Source organism: Rhodococcus koreensis, assembly GCF_017068375.1.
GTDB lineage: Bacteria > Actinomycetota > Actinomycetes > Mycobacteriales > Mycobacteriaceae > Rhodococcus_F > Rhodococcus_F koreensis.
Genome location: NZ_CP070609.1, coordinates 1,539,513 through 1,557,196 on the forward strand (window position 1 = coordinate 1,539,513; position 17,684 = coordinate 1,557,196).

Consider the following 17,684-nt stretch of genomic DNA (forward strand, 5'->3'; position numbering starts at 1 on the left):
GTGCGCCCGGCCTACCGGGCCACCGACAGCGGAATCCCCCCACCGCGGTGTCGGTAGATCGACCCGAACCGGGCGTCCACCCGCAGCCACGAGGCGGTGGCCCGCACCCGGACCAGTTCCGAGGCGTCGATGCGGTCGAGGTCGATGTCGGCGGTCAACCGATCCGAGCCGGCGTGCGGGACGAACCCCATCGCGGTGAGCGCGAACACCACCCGCATCGGGATGCCGACCGTCTGCCCCGCGCCCTCCACCCGCAGGACTTCCTGGTCGAGCAGTGACGCGGGCGGGCCGTGGCTGCTGCCGTGCTCCTGCGCCAGCGCCGCACCGCGCTGTGCGAGGTCGACCAGGACGCGCGCCGGAACGTCGTCGACGTGGACGAAACCCACCGTCGGAGGCAGGGCGCCCCGCCACGCCGAATCCATCGAGAACCCCGGATCGATGTCGGCTGCGGTCGCCGCTTCGAGCGCGGCGAGCAGTTGGTCACCGGCAGCCGACGTGTCGTCCGGGGTGATCGTCCCCGCGATCGTGCGCACCGCCAGCGCGTCGAAACCGGTTGCCGCCCAGGCCGTCAGACGGCCGGGTCCGCGTTGGCGGAGACGCACCACCGTCGCCTCGTCCAACCGGACCACCCGGGTGAGGAAGGTGGCGAGATCGCCGCGCTCCGTCGCGTCCGGGATCGACAGGACGCGCTCATGCACGCTGCCAGCTCTCCAGGTAACCGCGCTCGACGTCCGTGATCCTGCGGAGGCGCTGAGTGTCGATGTCGAACGCCGCGATCTGCGTCGACGCGATGATGGACGGCGCGACCGAGACGTCGACGCCCTTCGGGCGGACCTCGTAGTTGATCGTGAAATCGACGGCGCGAACCTTCTCGACCCACATCAGCACGTCCAGCGGTGAATCGCTGTGCCGGAGCTGCCCGCGGTAGCGCACGTGCAGGTCGGCGATGACCGCGCCATCACGCAACGTGACCGTGGGCCGATCGTCCTCGAACAGCCAGGGAATCCGCGCCTCCTCCAGCAGCGTCACCATCCGAGCGTGGTTGATGTGCTGGAAGGCGTCCATGTCCGACCATCGAACTTCGACCTCCGCGTGAAAGCCCTCGCTCAACGTCATACCTCCGATCGGGTGCCCATACCGCGCACCATGCTGCGTACCTGACGCGCCGCCACCGAGAGCGTCGCGAGGTCAAGGGTCCCAGACTCGAAAATCTCGGTGAGAGCGGACCTCGCCCTGGCCAGCCGGGACGCGTTCGTCGACTCCCAGTCGTCGATCTTCTCCTGCGGGGTCTCGTGAGGTTCGCCACCGAGGAGCACTTCCATCGTGAGCTGACGCAGCGAACTGTAGAGGTCGTCGCGCAACGCGAGGCGGGCCAGCGAATGCCAGCGGTCACCGCGCGCGAGGGTGGACACCGCGCTGAGCAGCCAGTCGATGCCGAGGTGCGCGTCGAGTTCGTAGTACAGCTCGGCGACCTCGTCGATATCGCGCTCGGCGATGTCGGCGATGTCGATGATGTCGAGCAGACAGAACTTGTCCAGAAGCCGGAACACCTCGAAGGCCATGTCTTCGGGCGCTCCGCGGACGACCAGCGGCCGCGCCCGCAGCTCCACGTCGGTGAGCTGATGCCCCCGCACGAGCTGCGGCACCTTCGGCGAGAGGGCCCGGAAGTCGGCCGAGTAGCGGGCGATCTCGGCGCCCACAGCGAGAGGCTGGGGCCGATTGGTCAATAACCAGCGCGACGCCCGGTCGAGAACTCGGCCCGATTCGAGGATCAGGTCGTCCTCGATGTCGGCGGCGATGTTCGCCGACCGGATCCTCGACCACAGGTCGGGCAGGGCGAAGATCTCGGTGACCGCCGCATACGCGCGGATGGCGTCGGTGCTGCTCGCGCCCGCCTCGTCCGCCAGTCGGTACGCGAAGGTGATGCCGCCGTTGTCGATGGTCTCGTTCGCGAGCATCGTCGCCACGATCTGCCTGCGCAGGGGATGCGCCTTGATCGCCGTCCGGAACCGCTTGCGTAGCACCGTCGGGAAGTACCGCGGCAGGCGCGGCGCGAACGTCTCGCTGTCGGGAAGGTCCGTCGCGAGGAGGTCGTCCTTGAGTGCAAGCTTCACGTGCGCGGTGAGGGTCGCGAGTTCCGGGGACGTCAGCCCCTGCCCGGCCTGCCTGCGACGGGCGATCTCCTCCTCGGTGGGCAGGGCCTCGAGTTTCCGGTCGAGGCCGCGGCGGGACGCTAGGTGCTCGATCTGGCGGCGGTGCACGCTCAGCATCGGGACCGCGCTCGTCCGGGAGACACCTAGGAGGTTGTTCTGGGCGATGTTGTTCGCGAGAACGAGGTGGGCCACCTCGTCGGTCATCGACGCCAGCAGCGGATTGCGGTCCTCCCGCGTCAACCCGCCGCTGCTCACCAGCGAGTCCAGCAGGATCTTGATGTTCACCTCGTGATCGGAGCAGTCCACGCCCGCGGAATTGTCGATCGCGTCGGTGTTGATCCGGCCACCGTTCTGGCTGTACTCGATGCGGCCGAGCGCCGTCACCCCCAGGTTGCCGCCCTCACCGACCACCCTGGCCCGCACCTCGTTGCCGTCGACGCGCACCGAGTCGTTGCTCTTGTCGCCCACCATCGCGTTGGTCTCGGTGGACGCCTTGACATACGTGCCGATGCCGCCGTTCCACAGCAGATCCACCGGGGCACACAGGATCGCCCGGACCAGTTCCGGTGGGGAGAGTTCGGTGACGGTGTCGTCGAGTCCGAGGGCGGCGCGCGCGGCCGCGCTGATCGGGACCGATTTGCGGGTCCGGTCCCACACTCCGCCGCCCTCGCTGATGAGGCTGGTGTCGTAGTCGGCCCACGACGACCGGGGCAGCGCGAACATCCGGGACCGTTCCTCGAACGACGTCGCGGCGTCGGGATCGGGGTCGAGGAAGACGTGCCGGTGGTCGAACGCCGCCACCAACCGGATGTGCCTGCTCAGGAGCATGCCGTTCCCGAACACGTCGCCGCTCATGTCGCCGACACCGACCGTCGTGAAGTCCTCCGTCTGGGTGTCGACCCCCATCTCCCGGAAGTGCCGTTTCACGCTCTCCCAGGCGCCGCGGGCGGTGATGCCCATCCCCTTGTGGTCGTAGCCGGCAGACCCACCGGACGCGAACGCGTCGCCGAGCCAGAAGTTGTACTGCTCGGCAACCGAATTGGCGAGGTCGGAGAATTTCGCGGTGCCCTTGTCCGCGGCCACGACGAGGTACCGGTCGTCGCCGTCCCGCCGCACCACCCGGGTAGGAGGCACGATCTCGCCCGACACCTGATCGACGTTGTCGGTGAGATCCAGGAGCCCGGAGATGAACGTGCGGTAGCAGTCCTGGCCCGCCTCGAGCGCGGCGGCGCGGTCGGCCGCCGCGTCCCCCGACGGCGTCGGGGGATTCTTGACGACGAAGCCGCCCTTCGCCCCGACCGGGACGATCACCGCGTTCTTCACGGCCTGCGCCTTCGCCAATCCCAGGATCTCGGTGCGGAAGTCCTCACGCCGGTCGGACCAGCGCAATCCGCCACGGGCGACGGACCCGAACCGCAGGTGCACACCCTCGACGTCGGGTGAGTACACGAAGATCTCGTACTTCGGCCGGGGCTTCGGCAGTTCCTGGATCGAGGTCGGATCGAGCTTGATCGACAGATGCGCCGGCGGCTCCCCTGTCTCGCCGGTGACGAAGTAGTTGGTGCGCAGCGTCGACTTGATCAGCCCGAACAGACCGCGCAGGATGCGGTCCGCGTCGAGGCTGACCACGGAGTCGATGTACTCCCGCAGACGGGTGTCGAGTTCGGCCACCAGGTCGGGTGAGGGCGTTTCCGGGTCGAACATCGCCTCGAACAACTCGACGAGCGTGTACGCCGACCGGGGATTGGCCAGCGCAACCCCCTCGATGTGGAACTGGCTGTAGGGAAAACCCGCCTGGCGCAGATACTTTGCGTATGCACGCAGGATCACGGCCTGCCGCCACGACACTCCCGCCCGCAGGATCAGTTCGTTGAACCGGTCGGCCTCCGCCCGCCCGAACCAGACCGCGGTGAACGCGTCCGTGAACCGTTCCTGAAGCTTCGGTTCGGCCGCGGATGCCTCCTCGGCGGCGAGTTCGGCATCCAGGTCGTCCTCCACCGAGGAGCGCAGCAACTCCGCGGGCACCGACAACCCGAAATCGTAGATCCAGCACGTCAACCCGTCGGGCCGCGGAATCTGGTAGGGCCGTTCGTCCAGGACCTCCACGCCCAGGCTCTGCAGCACCGGGAGCACCTGGCTCAGCGAAATACCGTCGCCGCCCACGTACAGGGTGAACCGCCAGTGCCCGACCTCCGCCCCGCGGTCGCGGTACAGCAGCAGGTCGATGGAGCCGCCTTCGAGCGCCTCGAGCCTCGCGAGATCCGACAACGCGCGGGTGGCGTCGAAATCCTCCTTGTATCCCTCGGGCAGCACGTCCGCATACCGCTGCGCCAGAATGGGATCCACACCGGCGGTGACCGGCAGGAGGTCCCCGAGGTGGTCGTCCCAGCTGCGGCTCGCCTCGGCCAGCATCGCCTGGACCCGTTCGCGGTCGGCGTCCGACAGGTCGAGCCGCGACCCCATCTGTTCGGTGTTCTTGCGAATCGTCACGTGCAGCAACGCCAGATCGGACTCCGTGACGCGTGCAGTGTATTCCAAAGTGCCGCCGCCGAATTCCCGCAGCAGGATGTCCTGCATAGCGAGCCGGACCCGGGTGGTGTACCGATCCCGGGGCAGGTAGATCAGGCAGGAGACGAACCGTCCGAGAAAGTCCTCGCGCACGAACAGGCGCACCTGGCGCCTGAGCCCGATGCTGTGCACGGCCGTCACCGTGTCGAACAGGGTGTCCGCGTCGCTGGAGAACAGTTCGGTGCGCGGGAACGACTGGATTACCTCCAGCATCGCCTGCCCCGAATACGAGTTCAACTGGAACCCGGCCCGGTCGATCACCTTGCGCACCCGGCGGGCGATCACGGGAATGTCGAGGACGTTCTCGTGCAGGGCCGTGACGGTGAAGACGCCGAGGAAGCGGTGCTCACCGGTGATGTTGCCGTTCGCGTCGAGGATGCTCACACCGACGAAGAACGGGTAGACCGAGCGGTGCACGGTCGCGGGGAACGAGCCCTGCGTGAGCACGAGCAGCGGGCGGTCGGGGATCTCGGCGGCCGGCGGCAGACTCAGCGGGCCTTCGGTGACCGTGTCGGAGCGCAGCAGCCCGAGACCGCTGCCCGGCACCACCTGCAGGCTCCGGGTGCCGGAATCGTCCGGCTCCCCCAGTTCGAATCGCCGGTACCCGAGCGCCGCGTAATTGCCCTGCGACATCCACCGCAGCAGGTCGGCGCAGTCCTCCAGGTCGTTCTTCGACACACCTGGACAGGTTGCGGAGGCCTCCAGTTCGTCGGCCAGCGTCCGCTCGAGCTTGCGCATGATGTCGGTGTCCCGGACCACCTGGCGCACGTCGGCGAGGACGGTGCCGACCTCCTTCTCGAGCGTGTCGAGAACCGCGGAGTCGGCACGCGGATCGAGTTGGACGTGGATCCACGACTCGGACACACCGTCCTCGCCGGCATCCTTGGCCTTGTCGCCCATGAGGATTCCGCGCAGTGCGCCGATCGGATCACGCCGCACCGAGACGATCGGGTGCACGAATTCGCTGATCCCGATGCCGAGACGGTTCAGCAGCGCGGTGATCGATTCGACGAGCAGCGGCATATCGTCCGTGACGATCTGCAGCGACGCACCGAGTTCGCGCCCGTCGCCCGGCCGGTAGACCCGGGTGATCGCGCGCTCCGGAGGCCGATGCAGCGCCAGTGTCAGGTGCGCGCCGAGCACTGCGTCGGAGGCGCCGTTGACGGCGCTCTCGCTGTCACCGCGATCGACGTGCCGGAAGTACACGGCTGCGAGAGTCGGCACCTGAGACCGGAGACCTTCGGGCAGATTCCGCGCCCACTCCGCATCTTTCAGTGCTGCCGATTCCGTCATCGGGGCTCACTTCCTCTTCGTTCCGATCGCCGCGGGCAACTCTCTCGAGACTAGCCCGCGGCGATGGGAACAGAGGGTGAACTTCGGGCACCCCGCGTGCCGGATCCGTCAGCCGGTGGTCACCGGCGCGAGGTACTTCTCGAGCCCGTCGCGTTCCGCCTCGGACAGCGGACGCGACCGTTCGGTCTTCACGTCGAACGCCACCAGCAGGGCGTCGCCCGTCGCGCAGTGGACGCCGTCGCGGCTCGTGACGACGTGCCGGATCGTGTACGACGAATTGCCGACATGGAGCACCGACACGTCGATCGTCAGCGGACCGGAGGCGTCGGTGACCGGACGCAGGAATTCGACGTCCATCTTGCGCACCACCATCGCACCGGGCTGCGCGCCGGCGGCGCGCAACTCGGTGGTCAGGAACGCGATCCGCGCTTCCTGCATGTACTCCATGAAGCGGGTGTTGTTGACGTGACCCAGGCGGTCGGAGTCACCCCACCGGACCTGGATCTCGTACGTGAAGGCCTGCTGCCCCACCAGGTCAGTCCCTCGTCAGCTTGCGGTGCGTCACGCGGTGCGGACGGGCAGCATCCGGTCCGAGCCGCTCGACCTTGTTGGCCTCGTAGCCCTCGAAGTTGCCCTCGTACCAGTACCAGGCCGCCTCGTTGTCGCCGAAGCCCCCCTCCCACGCGAGGATGTGCGTGCAGGTCCGGTCGAGGAACCAGCGGTCGTGGGAGATCACGACGGCGCAGCCGGGGAACTGTTCGAGCGCGTTCTCCAGCGAACCGAGGGTTTCGACGTCGAGGTCGTTGGTCGGTTCGTCGAGCAGGATCAGGTTTCCGCCCTGCTTGAGCGTCATCGCGAGGTTCAGGCGGTTGCGCTCACCACCGGACAGGACGCCCGCCGGCTTCTGCTGATCGTGGCCCTTGAACCCGAACGAGCTGATGTAGGCGCGCGACGGCATCTCCGTCTGGCCGACCACGATGTGATCGAGACCGTCGGAGACGACCTCCCACACCGTCTTGTCGGGATCGATGCCCGTGCGGTTCTGGTCGACGTAGCTGAGCTTGACGGTCTGACCGATCTTCACCTCGCCCGCGTCCGGCTCCTCGAGCCCGACGACGGTCTTGAACAGCGTCGTCTTACCGACACCGTTGGGTCCGATCACGCCGACGATGCCGTTACGCGGCAGGGTGAACGACAGGTCCTTGATCAGGACCCGTCCGTCGAAGCCCTTGTCGAGGTTCGACACCTCCACCACGACGTCGCCGAGGCGCGGCGGCGCGGGAATCTGGATCTCGTCGAAGTCGAGCTTGCGGGTCTTCTCGGCCTCGTTGGCCATTTCCTCGTAGCGGTCGAGGCGGGCCTTGTTCTTCGCCTGTCGGGCCTTCGCTCCCGAACGGACCCAGGCCAGCTCCTCCTTGAGACGCTTCTGCAGCTTCTGGTCCTTCTTGCCCTGGACCTCGAGCCGGGCGGCCTTCTGCTCCAGGTAGGTGGAGTAGTTGCCTTCGTACGGGTACAGGCGGCCGCGGTCGACCTCACAGATCCACTGGGCGACGTGGTCGAGGAAGTACCGGTCGTGGGTGACGGCCAGGATCGCACCCGGGTAGGCGGCGAGGTGCTGCTCCAGCCACAGGACGCTCTCCGCGTCGAGGTGGTTGGTCGGCTCGTCGAGCAGCAGCAGGTCGGGCTTGCTGAGCAGCAGCTTGCAGAGGGCGACGCGGCGCTTCTCACCACCGGAGAGGTGAGTGACCATGTCCTCCGGCGGCGGACAGCGCAGAGCGTCCATCGCCTGCTCGAGCTGGGAATCGATCTCCCACGCGTCGGCATGGTCGAGCTTCTCCTGGAGCTCGCCCATCTCCTCCATCAGCTCGTCGGAGTAGTCGGTGGCCATCAGCTCGGCGATCTCGTTGTACCGCTTGAGCTGGACCATGGTTTCACCCATGCCCTCTTCGACGTTCTCGCGAACGGTCTTCGTCTCGTCCAGGTGCGGTTCCTGCATGAGGATCCCGACGGTGGCACCCGGAGCGATGAACGCTTCACCGTTGCCCGGCTGATCCAGCCCCGCCATGATCTTGAGGATGCTGGACTTACCCGCGCCGTTCGGGCCGACCACACCGATCTTGGCGCCGGGGTAGAAGCTCATCGTGACGTCATCGAGGATGACCTTGTCACCGTGCGCCTTGCGCACCTTCTTCATCGTGTAAATGAACTCAGCCATGGGGCCAGCCTAATGGTGACGCGCGATGAACCCACATCGCGGAGGGTCGGGGACGTGATCGGGGGCTTCCCGGGAAGATGCCGTGGGCATCGGCGCCGGGAACGCGAGGTCGGCGCCGATACCCGCAGGTGCGCTACGCGACGAGGGACCGGGTGGCCACCTCTTCGGTCGCCGGGTTCCCCGCACCGCCGTCGGTCGTTCTCGGCGCACGCTCGAGCACGACCGTGCACCGGGCCAGATCCGGTCCGATCGCGGTGGCGCTCAACTCCAGGTCGGAGCGGGCGATGCCGTCCCGGGTGGTGTATTCGGTGGCGCGCAACTCGCCCGTCACGAGAACGGGATCGCCCTTCGTGATCGAGGCGACGACGCCGGCCATCAGCCGTCGCCTGCAGGTCACCGTGAGGTAGAGCGTGCTCCCGTCACGCCACTCCCCCGTCGCGTGGTCGCGGCGCCGGACCGTGCTCGCCATCCGGAAACTGAGGAACTCGTCACCGGCGGCGTTCGACCGGGCGACCGGGCTGGTGATGACCGTTCCGACGACGGTGCCGTGTGTTTCGTACATGACGTCTACCCCCTGTGAGTGCGGCAAGGTGCCTTCACTCACAGCGTGCCGTCCGGCGGCGCCGTTTTCGGCCTGCAGCGGACATCTGTGGAGAAATCGAGCGGTTGTGGATGGAACCGCGAAAACGGCCCCGGGAGCCCCGAACGTGTCGGGGCGGCGTGCTAACGGTCAGCGCCCGGCCTCGCGGTCCCGTCGCGCCAACTCCGCGAACATCGCGTTGTGCGCGGCCAGATCCGCGTCGTCGTCCCGGTCCGCGGCCCGGTCGACCCGCCGCGCCGTGCGGCCGTCGCTGCGGGACCACTGGATGAGCAGCGCCATCATCACCAGCACCAGCGGGATCTCACCGGTGGCCCAGGCAATGCTGCCGCCCAGTTGCTGGTCACCCACCAGGTCGGCGTTCCAGCCGAGTCCGAGCGATCGGTAGTACCACTCGCCCATCACGGCGCCCATGCTCATCAGCGCGACGCCGAAGAAGGCGTGGAACGGCAGGGAGCCGAACACCATCGCGAGCTTCGTCACCGGTTGCAGCTTGCGCGGCGACGGGTCGATGCCGATCGCGACCCAGTAGAAGAGGTAGCCGCTCAGCAGGAAGTGCAGGTTCATCAGGACGTGCGCGGAGTGGGAGTCGACGGCGGCCTCGAAGATCCCGCCGAGGTACAGGGCGTAGAAACCGCCCACGAACAGCACCGCCGCGACGACGGGGTGCGTGATGAACCGGGAGAACGGGCTGTGCAGCGCGGTCAGGATCCATTCGCGCAGTCCCGGCACACCGTTCTTGCCCGCGGGATCGAGGGCGCGCAGGGCGAGCGTGATCGGGGCACCGAGCACCAGGAGAACCGGCGCCAGCATGGACAGCGCCATGTGAGCGCCCATGTGCACGCTGAACACGGCCGGCGAGTAGCGACCGACACCCGACGACGTGGCGATCAGCAGCACCACGCACCCGCACATCCAGGCGACGGTCCGGCCGACGGGCCAGCGGTCGCCGCGCCGCCGCAGTTTGCGCAGTCCGAGCGCGTACACGACGGCCAGCACGATCGCGGCGGTGCCGTAGAGGAGGTCGAATCGCCAGTCCAGCATCAAGCGAGCGAACGTGGGCGGCCCCGCCAGGTTGTAGCCGAGTTCCACCTCCGTGAGGGTGGGCGCCGCGGTCGGGGGCGGCGGGGGCGTGCGGCCGAGTCCCACGGCGAGACCGATCGTCGCGGCGAAGACCATGACCTCCGCACCGGCGAAGCGGATCAGGTTGCCGCGTTTCGTCGGATCCTTCTGCAGTGCGGGCAGCGCCCGGCGACGCTGCGCCCACCCGAACACACCGAGTACGACGAGGGCCACGATCTTCGCGACCACCAGGCGTCCGTACGTGGTGTCGACGAGGTCGCCGATCTGGACGCGGACGAGAGCGTTCACGACACCGCTGACCGCCATGACGACGAAGCAGACGGTCGCGACCGCGGAGAACCTGCGCGCCGCGACGTCGGTGTAGGCGCCGCGCCGACGCGCGTGGGCGAGGAGAGCGAACAGACCGCCCGCCCACAGCGAGGCCGCCACGAGGTGCAGGATCAGGCTGTTCGTCGCCATGTCGTGCGAACCGCCCGAGGACGAGTGCCCGGTCAACGCGAGCGGCATCAGTCCGAGGATGCCGACGACCAGCAGGATCGGCGTCCACCACCAGCGCAGCACGAGCCGGGAGGCGATCGCGAGGACGATGGCGATGATCGCGGTCCAGCGCCAGGCGCCGGCGAGTTCGACCTGATCGATCGAATTGAAGATGTTGGCCGGCTTGACCGCTTCGGCGAAGGGTTGCCCGGACGTGTCCGACAGCGTCAACGGGACGAGGACGAGGGCGGTCGCCGCCCACACGATCGCGGCGTACGACGCGGTGCGGACGGCGCGGTAGCCGTCCACGTCGAGGACGCCGGACTTCTGCGGTGGCACGAAGAACGCGGCGAGCAGCAACGATCCGATCGTGATGACGGCAGCGATCTCCGACACGGCCCGCATGGCGGGCAATCCGTAGGTGGTGATCGGTCCGGGATCCGGAATTCCCAGCAGCACGAGCGCCTGAGCAGCGGAGAGTCCGACGACGATTGCCGCTACCAGGCCGGCGATGAGACCGCCGACGACGAACAGGGCGGTCGAATCGGCACGATTCGGGGGTTTCGAAGCCGGGTCGGACGCCGCGAGCTGGGGTGTAGCCATACATCAAGGGTAGGACCTACGACAGGCCGTCGGAGACGCGAGGGTCCGTCTCGGTTCCGGCTACCGTCGACAGGGACGTGTCGCAGGGAAACGAGAGGCTGAGATGGCGGAGTTTCTGATCATCGTGGTGGCACTGTTCTTCGCGGGCATGGGCGTCTACGGGCTCGCCCTGCCCGCCCGCCTGGTCGCACCGTTCGGTCTGACCGCGGATTCGGCGACGGCCCGCGCCGAGGTGCGCGCGGTCTACGGCGGCTTCGGTGTCGCGGTGGCGGGCCTGCTCTTTTTCGCGGCCTTCGACGCCCACGGCATCCGATCCGTCGCCGCGGTGACGGTGGCCGTCGCCCTGCTGGGGATGGCATTCGGCCGGATCGTGGCCGCCCTCACCGACCGGCCGACCCGGTTCTACCCCGTGTGGTTCTATTTCGTCGTCGAGATCGTTCTGGCGGGACTCCTGCTCTGCGCGGCGGTCCTGGGCTCGTGACGCACACCCCCCAGCCCCGGTCGGAGCACTCGGGGCGGCAGGTAATATTTGCTGCGCGCCTCCGTAGCTCAGGGGATAGAGCAAGAGCCTTCTAATCTCTTGGTCGCAGGTTCGAATCCTGCCGGGGGCACTCGTTCGACGGAGCGTCAGACGGCGAAAACCCCCGATCACCTGCACAGTCAGGGATCGGGGGTGCCCGTCCGCCCGAGCCCGGCCCTCACGAACCGGGGCAACTCGTTGCCGGGGCGATCACGGAGCAGATCTGCTCGACCACGAGGGCGGGATTCTCGTTCTCGATGAAGTGACCGCTGCCGGTCTGCGTGATGTGGGTGGCATCGAGGGCAGTCGAGAGGAGCGCGGCGGCGTCGAGCCACTGCGGCCAGTACGTGTCGGCGTCGCCGATCCCGAGATAGTCGAACGGCTCGTCCGAAGTCAGGACGGCGGCGGGCATCGCAGGCAGCGGGGGCATGGTCTCGAGCGCCGCGAGCGTGGCGGGATAGTCGGGTGTCTCCGCACCGGGATGGTTCCGGCCGTTCGTCTCGATGTCCCGCATCCACTGGTCCCACACGGCAGGCGGCAATGTCGATTGCAGATACTGCGATCCCGGATCGACGAGGACGAGACCGGACACGTCGTCCGGATAGGTCCTGGCGTACGCCGACGCGATCATTCCGCCCCAGGAGTGTCCGACCAGCACATGGGGTCCCTCCAACTCGGCGACCGTCAGCAAGGCACGAAGATCTGCCGCGTCGCCCTGCGCAGTGGTCGGTTGCGTCACGCCGGTCGATCGGCTCGCGGTGCCGTCCATCTGCTCCGTGCCGGGACGGTCGTAGGCACATACTCTGGTGAACTTCGCGATGTCGGGGTGTACGGCGAGCTCGGTGCGGACGGGCGGGGTCGTCTGATCTGTGGGGTCGCCCGTGTAACTCCAATTGTCGGCGGCGACCCCGGCCCCGGAGACGAGCACGACCGTGGGCGAACCGGAACCGCGGCACTCGAGATAGATGCCGCGGCCCCCACCGATATCGACCAACCCGGAACGGTCACCGGCACCGGGAACGAATCTGCCCGCAGTCGCCGTCGGAGTCGTCGTGGGCGCGGGGCCGTCCGCCGCGGTGCCACAACCGGACACCACGACGCACCCGAGCGCCGCGATGCATCCGGTACGGCGAGCGAGGCGGGACACGCGTCTCACGACGATCGGAACACCGGCGTCAGCCCTTCAGGAAGGCCAGCAGGTCGGCGTTGATCGTCTCCGCCTGCGTGGTGGGCATGCCGTGGGGGAAGTCCTTGTACGTCTTCAACGTCCCGTTGGCGAGAAGTTTCGCGGACAGGGGTCCGGCGTCGGCGTAGGGAACGATCTGGTCGTCCTCGCTGTGCATCACGAGCACCGGCACCGTGATCTTCTTCAGGTCTTCGGTGAAATCGGTCTGCGAGAAGGCGACGATGCCGTCGTAGTGGGCCTTGGCCCCGCCCATCATCCCTTGCCGCCACCAGTTCTCGATGATCGCCTCCGAGGACTCCACGCCCGGCCGGTTGAATCCGTAGAACGGCCCCGACGGCAGGTCGCGGTAGAAGACGGAACGGTTGGCCGCGAGTTGCGCCTGCAGATCGTCGAACACGGCCTTGGGCAGGCCGCCCGGGTTCGCCTCCGTCTTCACCATCAGCGGCGGCACCGCGCTGATCAGTGCGGCCTTCGACACTCGGCTCTCGCCGTGTCGCGCGAGGTAGTGCGCGACCTCGCCGCCGCCGGTCGAGTGGCCGACGTGGATGGCGTCGTGGAGGTCCAGGTGTGCGGTCAACTCCGCGAGGTCGTCGGCGTAGTGGTCCATGTCGTGGCCGTCGCCGGTCTGCGTGGAGCGTCCGTGCCCGCGCCGGTCGTGGGCGATGACTCGATAGCCGTGCTGGAGGAAGAACAGCATCTGGGCGTCCCAGTCGTCGGCCGACAGCGGCCAGCCGTGGCTGAACACGATGGGTTGACCGGTTCCCCAGTCCTTGTAGAAGATCTCCGTACCGTCCTGCGTGGTGATCGTGCCCATGGGTGTGCCTTCCTTGACCGCTCCGGCAATGACGCTGATGAGGACGGAATTCAGTACATCAAACTTCGGTATGCCGTAGGGCTGCTTCGACCGGCGGCGGTGTCCCGTACTCGCGCGTAGCAAACCGACTGATTAGTCTTGTTCACGCATCGCCCCAACCCGACGGGGCAACGGTGCATCGGGACCCGCCACTCCCCTCCGCGGGTGGCGGGTTTCCCGACCGTCCTGCGTCAGCCCTGTGGTGGAACCTCGAACACCAGCAGCGTGCTGGTGGCGGTGGCCACCAGGCGGCCCTGCGAGTCGGTGACCTCCCCTTCCGCGAAGGCGATGCGGCGGCCCGCCTTCTTCACGACACCGGTGGCAGTGAGCGCCCCGGAGTCGCGGGTCGCCCCGCGGATGTAGTTGACCTTGATCTCGACCGAGGTGTACCCCCACCCGGCGGGCAACGTGGTGTGCACGGCGCAGCCGGCGACCGAATCGAGCAGCGTGCACACGGCGCCGCCGTGGATGGCGCCGATCGGATTGTACTGTGACTCGTCGGGATCGAGCGCGAAGACCACCCTCCCGGGTTCGGCCTCGAGAAACCGCAGATTCATCAGGCTGGCGATGGGCGGCGCCGGAACGCTGCCGTCGAGGATTGCCCGCAGGTAGGTGAGGCCGTCGAGTTCCCGGGCCGTGCGCGCCGGACCTGCCGGGTCGTGCCATTCGACGATCTTCGACCGGATCTCGCCCCACTCGCCGGCGTCCGGCAGGCTCTCGACCGTCGACACCTCACCGTTTCCGTACGGCCTCACTATGCGGCTCCCCGCTGCGCCGGCTGCGGATAGAGGACGTCGAGGTCGCCGGACAGCGCCGCCTTGACGGTGCGGGTGGTGTCGTCGGCGAGCACCTCGTGGGCGCCGGACTCGATGCCGTCGAAGGCCAGTCGTGCGACCTCGGCCGCGGAGATCTTCTGCACGTCCAGACCACTCGTCATGTCAGTGTCCATGTAGCCGAGATGCAGCCCGACCACCTGGATGTTCTGCGCCGCGAGTTCGGCGCGCATGGCGTTGGTGGCGCTCCACAGGGCGGCCTTCGAGACGCTGTAGGAGCCGCCGATCGCCAGCCACGACAGCACGGAATGCACGTTGAGGATCGCGCCACCGCCGTTGGCGGCGATGATCGGTGCGAGCGCGCGTGTCACGTTGAGCGGGCCGTAGAGGTTGGTTTCGAGTTCACGGCGCATCCCGTCGAGATCGCCCGTGAGCGGCGACTCGCCGACGAGGATCCCGGCGTTGTTGATCAGCACGCCGAGATCCCCGACGAGTTCCGCTGCGGCATAGACTGATTCGGGGTTCGTGACATCCAGTTGGACCGGCACGACCCGCGGGTGCCCGTCGATCGTGGACGTGTCGCGCGCCGACGCGTAGACCGTGCGCGCTCCTCGTGCGAGCGCCTCGGCGACGAAGGCCCGGCCGAGCCCGCGATTGGCCCCGGTGACCAGCACCGTTCGATCTTGAATCGTGGTCATGACGACCCCTTCGAGTGAGTAAGTCTGCTTTTCCAACTAACTATGTCGACGACAGTAACCCCTATCAGTTGGAAAACACAACCCTCTATGATGGAAAGCATGAGCAACGGCGACACCCAGCCAGCAACACCCGAGATCGTCATGGACCGCATGCCCCTGACGCCGAGGCCCTGCGCCATCGCCGCCACCATGGAGTTGATCGGCGACCGCTGGTCGATGCTGGTGATCCGGGAACTGTCCTACGGGGTGCACCGCTTCGACCGGATCGCGGGCTACATCGGCGTCTCGCGCGACATCCTCACCGCGCGGCTGCGCAAGCTGGAGGAGGTCGGCGTCATCGAACGCAGGCAGTACTCCGAGCATCCACCGCGCTTCGAGTACCACCTCACCCCCGCGGGCGAGGACCTGCGGCCACTGCTGCTCTCCCTGTTCCAGTGGGGCAGCAAATGGGCCGTCGACGAGGCTCCGTCGGTGCTCGTGCACGAGTGCGGGCACTCGCTGGAACTGGAACACCGCTGCGCGCACTGCGGCGAAGCGGTCGAGAACACCGCTGTCGCAATGCATTCCCGCGCACCGCGACGAGAATCCTGAGCTGCCGGCACGGCCCGATACAGGACGTCCTGACACCGGTCTATAGTTTCCGATGTAAACGTCAGGTAAAGAAGTCCTCACACGTAAGGCAGGGGTGGTCTGTGTCAACGCGCGACCGGGTAGCAGAGATCTACGAGCAGGTCCGTCTGCGGAACGCCGGAGAACCCGAGTTCCACCAGGCCGCCGCGGAGGTCTTCGAATCGCTCCAGGTCGTGCTCGAGCACCGTCCGCACTACGCCGATTCCGGACTGATCGAGCGGCTGTGCGAGCCCGAACGTCAGATCATCTTCCGGGTGCCGTGGGTCGACGATTCCGGCAACGTGCACGTGAACCGCGGTTTCCGCGTGCAGTACAACAGCGTGCTCGGCCCCTACAAGGGTGGGCTGCGGTTTCACCCCAGCGTGAACCTGGGAATCGTGAAGTTCCTCGGATTCGAGCAGATCTTCAAGAACGCCCTCACCGGGCTTCCGATCGGCGGCGGCAAAGGCGGCTCCGACTTCGACCCCAAGGGCCGTTCCGAAGCCGAGGTCATGCGCTTCTGCCAGTCGTTCATGACCGAACTGCATCGCCACATCGGGGAATACACCGACGTCCCCGCAGGTGACATCGGGGTCGGCGGTCGCGAGATCGGCTACCTGTTCGGCCAGTACAAACGCCTCACCAACTCGTACGAGTCGGGCGTTCTCACCGGCAAGGGACTCACCTGGGGCGGCTCGCAGGTGCGTCGGGAGGCCACGGGGTACGGCGTCGCCTACTTCGTCGCCGAGATGCTGAAGACCGCGAACAGTTCACTCGACGGCAAGGCCGTCGTCGTCTCCGGTTCCGGGAACGTCGCGATCTACGCGATCGAAAAGGTGCACCAACTCGGCGGAATCGCGATCGCAGCCTCCGATTCCGCGGGATACGTCGTCGACGAGAAGGGCATCGACCTCGACCTCCTGAAAGAGATCAAGGAGGTGCGGCGGGGACGGATCAGCGAATACGCGGACACCGTGCCGCACGCCCGGTTCGTGCCGAACGGTTCCATCTGGGATGTGCCGTGCGACGTCGCGCTCCCCTGCGCCACCCAGAACGAACTCGACGAATCAGCAGCCAAGACCCTGGTCACGAATGGTGTGCAGGCGGTGGCGGAGGGCGCGAACATGCCCACCACCCCGCAGGGCGTCCAGGTGTTCCGCGATGCCGCCGTGGCATTCGCGCCGGGCAAGGCGGCCAACGCGGGCGGGGTCGCGACGTCGGCACTCGAGATGCAGCAGAACGCATCCCGCGACTCGTGGGGCTTCGAGTACACCGACGAGCGGTTGGCCGGGATCATGCGCGGCATCCACGAACGGACTGTCGCCACGGCCGCCGAGTACGGCATGCCGGGCGACTACGTGCACGGCGCGAACATCGCCGGTTTCGTGAAGGTCGCCGACGCCATGATCTCGCTGGGCGTCATCTAGAAGCAACGTAGGGTCAGGGCCTGGCCGTCGACGCCACGCCCCACGCTCCGACAGCACGAGCGCGTCAGCTCACCTGACACTGTGTCTGACCCCATTCGACCCAGCACATCTGCTTGACGTCGGGCCTGGGGTTCTTGTTGGGCAGGGGCTGGGAACAGCCGGTCTCGCAGATCGGCTTGGCCGAGGCCATACCTGCGGCACCGGTCAGCGAAATGGCAAGGGCCGCAAATCCGGCGACGGCGATGCGCGCCGTGGTGGAGATCATGGTGGGAGACATGGGTTCCTTTCGGGGGGCGGTTTTCGTGCTGCAACCAGCATCGGCCTCAGCCCCGCCCGCAGAAAGGCCGCCGAGGGTGCCATGAACGCACCCCCGGCGGCCCGATCTCTACCCTGGGTCGATACGCGCCGGCCGGTTACTCAGTCGACCGTCTCGCCCTCGCCCTCGTCTTCGCGGGCCTTCTTCGCGGCCTCGCGCATCTCGATTCCGTCGGATACCCAGTCGCCGATCTCCCGGGTGACGTCCCGGACGGCGCCCGCGATGATCGTCGCGATCTTGCCCACGTGCGTGGCCGCGGACTCCGTCAGTTCCTGCACGGTGTCCTTGCGCCGCTCGAACTTCCCCACCATG

General features: G+C 67.5%; 16 protein-coding genes and 1 tRNA gene. 4 read left to right on the forward strand and 13 right to left on the reverse strand.

The window, feature by feature from the left end; translation table 11 throughout:
• Positions 1–11: 11 nt before the first annotated feature.
• The 7 genes from JWS14_RS07150 to JWS14_RS07180 form a co-directional block, all read right to left on the reverse strand.
• Entirely contained in the window at positions 12–698 is a 687-nt protein-coding gene (locus tag JWS14_RS07150) for a DUF8010 domain-containing protein (RefSeq protein ID WP_206012757.1), read from the reverse strand.
• Positions 691–1,116 (reverse strand): acyl-CoA thioesterase, encoded by a 426-nt coding sequence (locus tag JWS14_RS07155; protein WP_206012758.1) that lies wholly within the window; start codon positions 1,114–1,116, stop codon positions 691–693. Before JWS14_RS07155 ends, JWS14_RS07150 begins: the two co-directional genes overlap by 8 nt.
• Positions 1,113–6,014, reverse strand: coding sequence for an NAD-glutamate dehydrogenase (locus JWS14_RS07160; protein WP_206012759.1), 4,902 nt, complete (start codon positions 6,012–6,014; stop codon positions 1,113–1,115). Before JWS14_RS07160 ends, JWS14_RS07155 begins: the two co-directional genes overlap by 4 nt.
• Positions 6,015–6,122: 108 nt before the next feature.
• Positions 6,123–6,545: an acyl-CoA thioesterase gene (locus JWS14_RS07165; RefSeq protein ID WP_072947066.1), complete on the reverse strand. Its 423-nt coding sequence runs from the start codon at positions 6,543–6,545 to the stop codon at positions 6,123–6,125.
• Positions 6,546–6,549: 4 nt separating this feature from the next.
• Entirely contained in the window at positions 6,550–8,229 is a 1,680-nt protein-coding gene (gene ettA, locus JWS14_RS07170; RefSeq protein WP_072947065.1) for an energy-dependent translational throttle protein EttA, read from the reverse strand.
• 133 nt (positions 8,230–8,362) lie between these two features.
• The gene (locus JWS14_RS07175) at positions 8,363–8,791 is read right to left on the reverse strand and encodes a single-stranded DNA-binding protein (RefSeq protein ID WP_206012760.1); all 429 of its coding nucleotides are present in this window, start codon (positions 8,789–8,791) and stop codon (positions 8,363–8,365) included.
• 168 nt (positions 8,792–8,959) lie between these two features.
• A complete protein-coding gene (locus JWS14_RS07180) occupies positions 8,960–10,990 on the reverse strand; it encodes a bifunctional copper resistance protein CopD/cytochrome c oxidase assembly protein (RefSeq protein WP_095865123.1) in 2,031 nt (676 codons plus the stop codon).
• A gap of 103 nt (positions 10,991–11,093) precedes the next feature.
• On the opposite strand from JWS14_RS07180, the gene JWS14_RS07185 reads away from it, so the two are divergent.
• Positions 11,094–11,471 (forward strand): DUF4345 family protein, encoded by a 378-nt coding sequence (locus JWS14_RS07185; RefSeq protein ID WP_072947062.1) that lies wholly within the window; start codon positions 11,094–11,096, stop codon positions 11,469–11,471.
• 57 nt (positions 11,472–11,528) lie between these two features.
• A tRNA-Arg gene (locus tag JWS14_RS07190) sits at positions 11,529–11,601 on the forward strand.
• An 87-nt stretch (positions 11,602–11,688) separates the two neighbouring features.
• Here JWS14_RS07190 and JWS14_RS07195 read toward each other — a convergent pair.
• From JWS14_RS07195 to JWS14_RS07210, 4 genes are all read right to left on the reverse strand, one after another.
• Positions 11,689–12,666 (reverse strand): alpha/beta fold hydrolase, encoded by a 978-nt coding sequence (locus JWS14_RS07195; protein ID WP_167372211.1) that lies wholly within the window; start codon positions 12,664–12,666, stop codon positions 11,689–11,691.
• A gap of 19 nt (positions 12,667–12,685) precedes the next feature.
• Positions 12,686–13,510: an alpha/beta fold hydrolase gene (locus JWS14_RS07200; protein WP_206012761.1), complete on the reverse strand. Its 825-nt coding sequence runs from the start codon at positions 13,508–13,510 to the stop codon at positions 12,686–12,688.
• Positions 13,511–13,740: 230 nt separating this feature from the next.
• The gene (locus JWS14_RS07205; RefSeq protein WP_206012762.1) at positions 13,741–14,304 is read right to left on the reverse strand and encodes a PaaI family thioesterase; all 564 of its coding nucleotides are present in this window, start codon (positions 14,302–14,304) and stop codon (positions 13,741–13,743) included.
• Positions 14,304–15,020, reverse strand: a complete 717-nt coding sequence (locus JWS14_RS07210; RefSeq protein WP_206012763.1) for an SDR family oxidoreductase — start codon at positions 15,018–15,020, stop codon at positions 14,304–14,306. Before JWS14_RS07210 ends, JWS14_RS07205 begins: the two co-directional genes overlap by 1 nt.
• 87 nt (positions 15,021–15,107) lie before the next feature.
• Here JWS14_RS07210 and JWS14_RS07215 point away from each other — a divergent pair, with 87 nt between their 5' ends.
• Together JWS14_RS07215 and gdhA are read left to right on the forward strand one after the other, a co-directional pair.
• Positions 15,108–15,611 carry a winged helix-turn-helix transcriptional regulator gene (locus tag JWS14_RS07215; RefSeq protein WP_206012764.1) on the forward strand — a complete coding sequence of 168 codons (504 nt, stop codon included), beginning with the start codon at positions 15,108–15,110 and terminating at the stop codon, positions 15,609–15,611.
• Between the two features lie 101 nt (positions 15,612–15,712).
• On the forward strand, positions 15,713–17,056 hold the full coding sequence (gdhA, locus tag JWS14_RS07220; RefSeq protein ID WP_206012765.1) for an NADP-specific glutamate dehydrogenase: 1,344 nt from the start codon (positions 15,713–15,715) through the stop codon (positions 17,054–17,056).
• A 64-nt stretch (positions 17,057–17,120) separates the two neighbouring features.
• On the opposite strand, the gene JWS14_RS07225 is transcribed toward gdhA, so the two are convergent.
• Positions 17,121–17,333: a hypothetical protein gene (locus tag JWS14_RS07225; protein ID WP_095865091.1), complete on the reverse strand. Its 213-nt coding sequence runs from the start codon at positions 17,331–17,333 to the stop codon at positions 17,121–17,123.
• Positions 17,334–17,473: 140 nt separating this feature from the next.
• Positions 17,474–17,683 carry a hypothetical protein gene (locus JWS14_RS07230; protein WP_072947054.1) on the reverse strand — a complete coding sequence of 70 codons (210 nt, stop codon included), beginning with the start codon at positions 17,681–17,683 and terminating at the stop codon, positions 17,474–17,476.
• Position 17,684 lies beyond the last annotated feature (1 nt).

Bases quoted from the DNA above. Each gene is read 5' to 3' on its own strand.
- JWS14_RS07155 (WP_206012758.1), bottom strand. From the start codon at position 1,116: ATGACGTTGAGCGAGGGCTTTCACGCGGAGGTCGAAGTTCGATGGTCG.
- JWS14_RS07160 (WP_206012759.1), bottom strand. From the start codon at position 6,014: ATGACGGAATCGGCAGCACTGAAAGATGCGGAGTGGGCGCGGAATCTG.
- ettA (WP_072947065.1), bottom strand. From the start codon at position 8,229: ATGGCTGAGTTCATTTACACGATGAAGAAGGTGCGCAAGGCGCACGGT.
- JWS14_RS07175 (WP_206012760.1), bottom strand. From the start codon at position 8,791: ATGTACGAAACACACGGCACCGTCGTCGGAACGGTCATCACCAGCCCG.
- JWS14_RS07180 (WP_095865123.1), bottom strand. From the start codon at position 10,990: ATGGCTACACCCCAGCTCGCGGCGTCCGACCCGGCTTCGAAACCCCCG.
- JWS14_RS07185 (WP_072947062.1), top strand. From the start codon at position 11,094: ATGGCGGAGTTTCTGATCATCGTGGTGGCACTGTTCTTCGCGGGCATG.
- JWS14_RS07200 (WP_206012761.1), bottom strand. From the start codon at position 13,510: ATGGGCACGATCACCACGCAGGACGGTACGGAGATCTTCTACAAGGAC.
- JWS14_RS07210 (WP_206012763.1), bottom strand. From the start codon at position 15,020: ATGACCACGATTCAAGATCGAACGGTGCTGGTCACCGGGGCCAATCGC.
- JWS14_RS07215 (WP_206012764.1), top strand. From the start codon at position 15,108: ATGATGGAAAGCATGAGCAACGGCGACACCCAGCCAGCAACACCCGAG.
- JWS14_RS07225 (WP_095865091.1), bottom strand. From the start codon at position 17,333: ATGTCTCCCACCATGATCTCCACCACGGCGCGCATCGCCGTCGCCGGA.
- JWS14_RS07230 (WP_072947054.1), bottom strand. From the start codon at position 17,683: ATGGTGGGGAAGTTCGAGCGGCGCAAGGACACCGTGCAGGAACTGACG.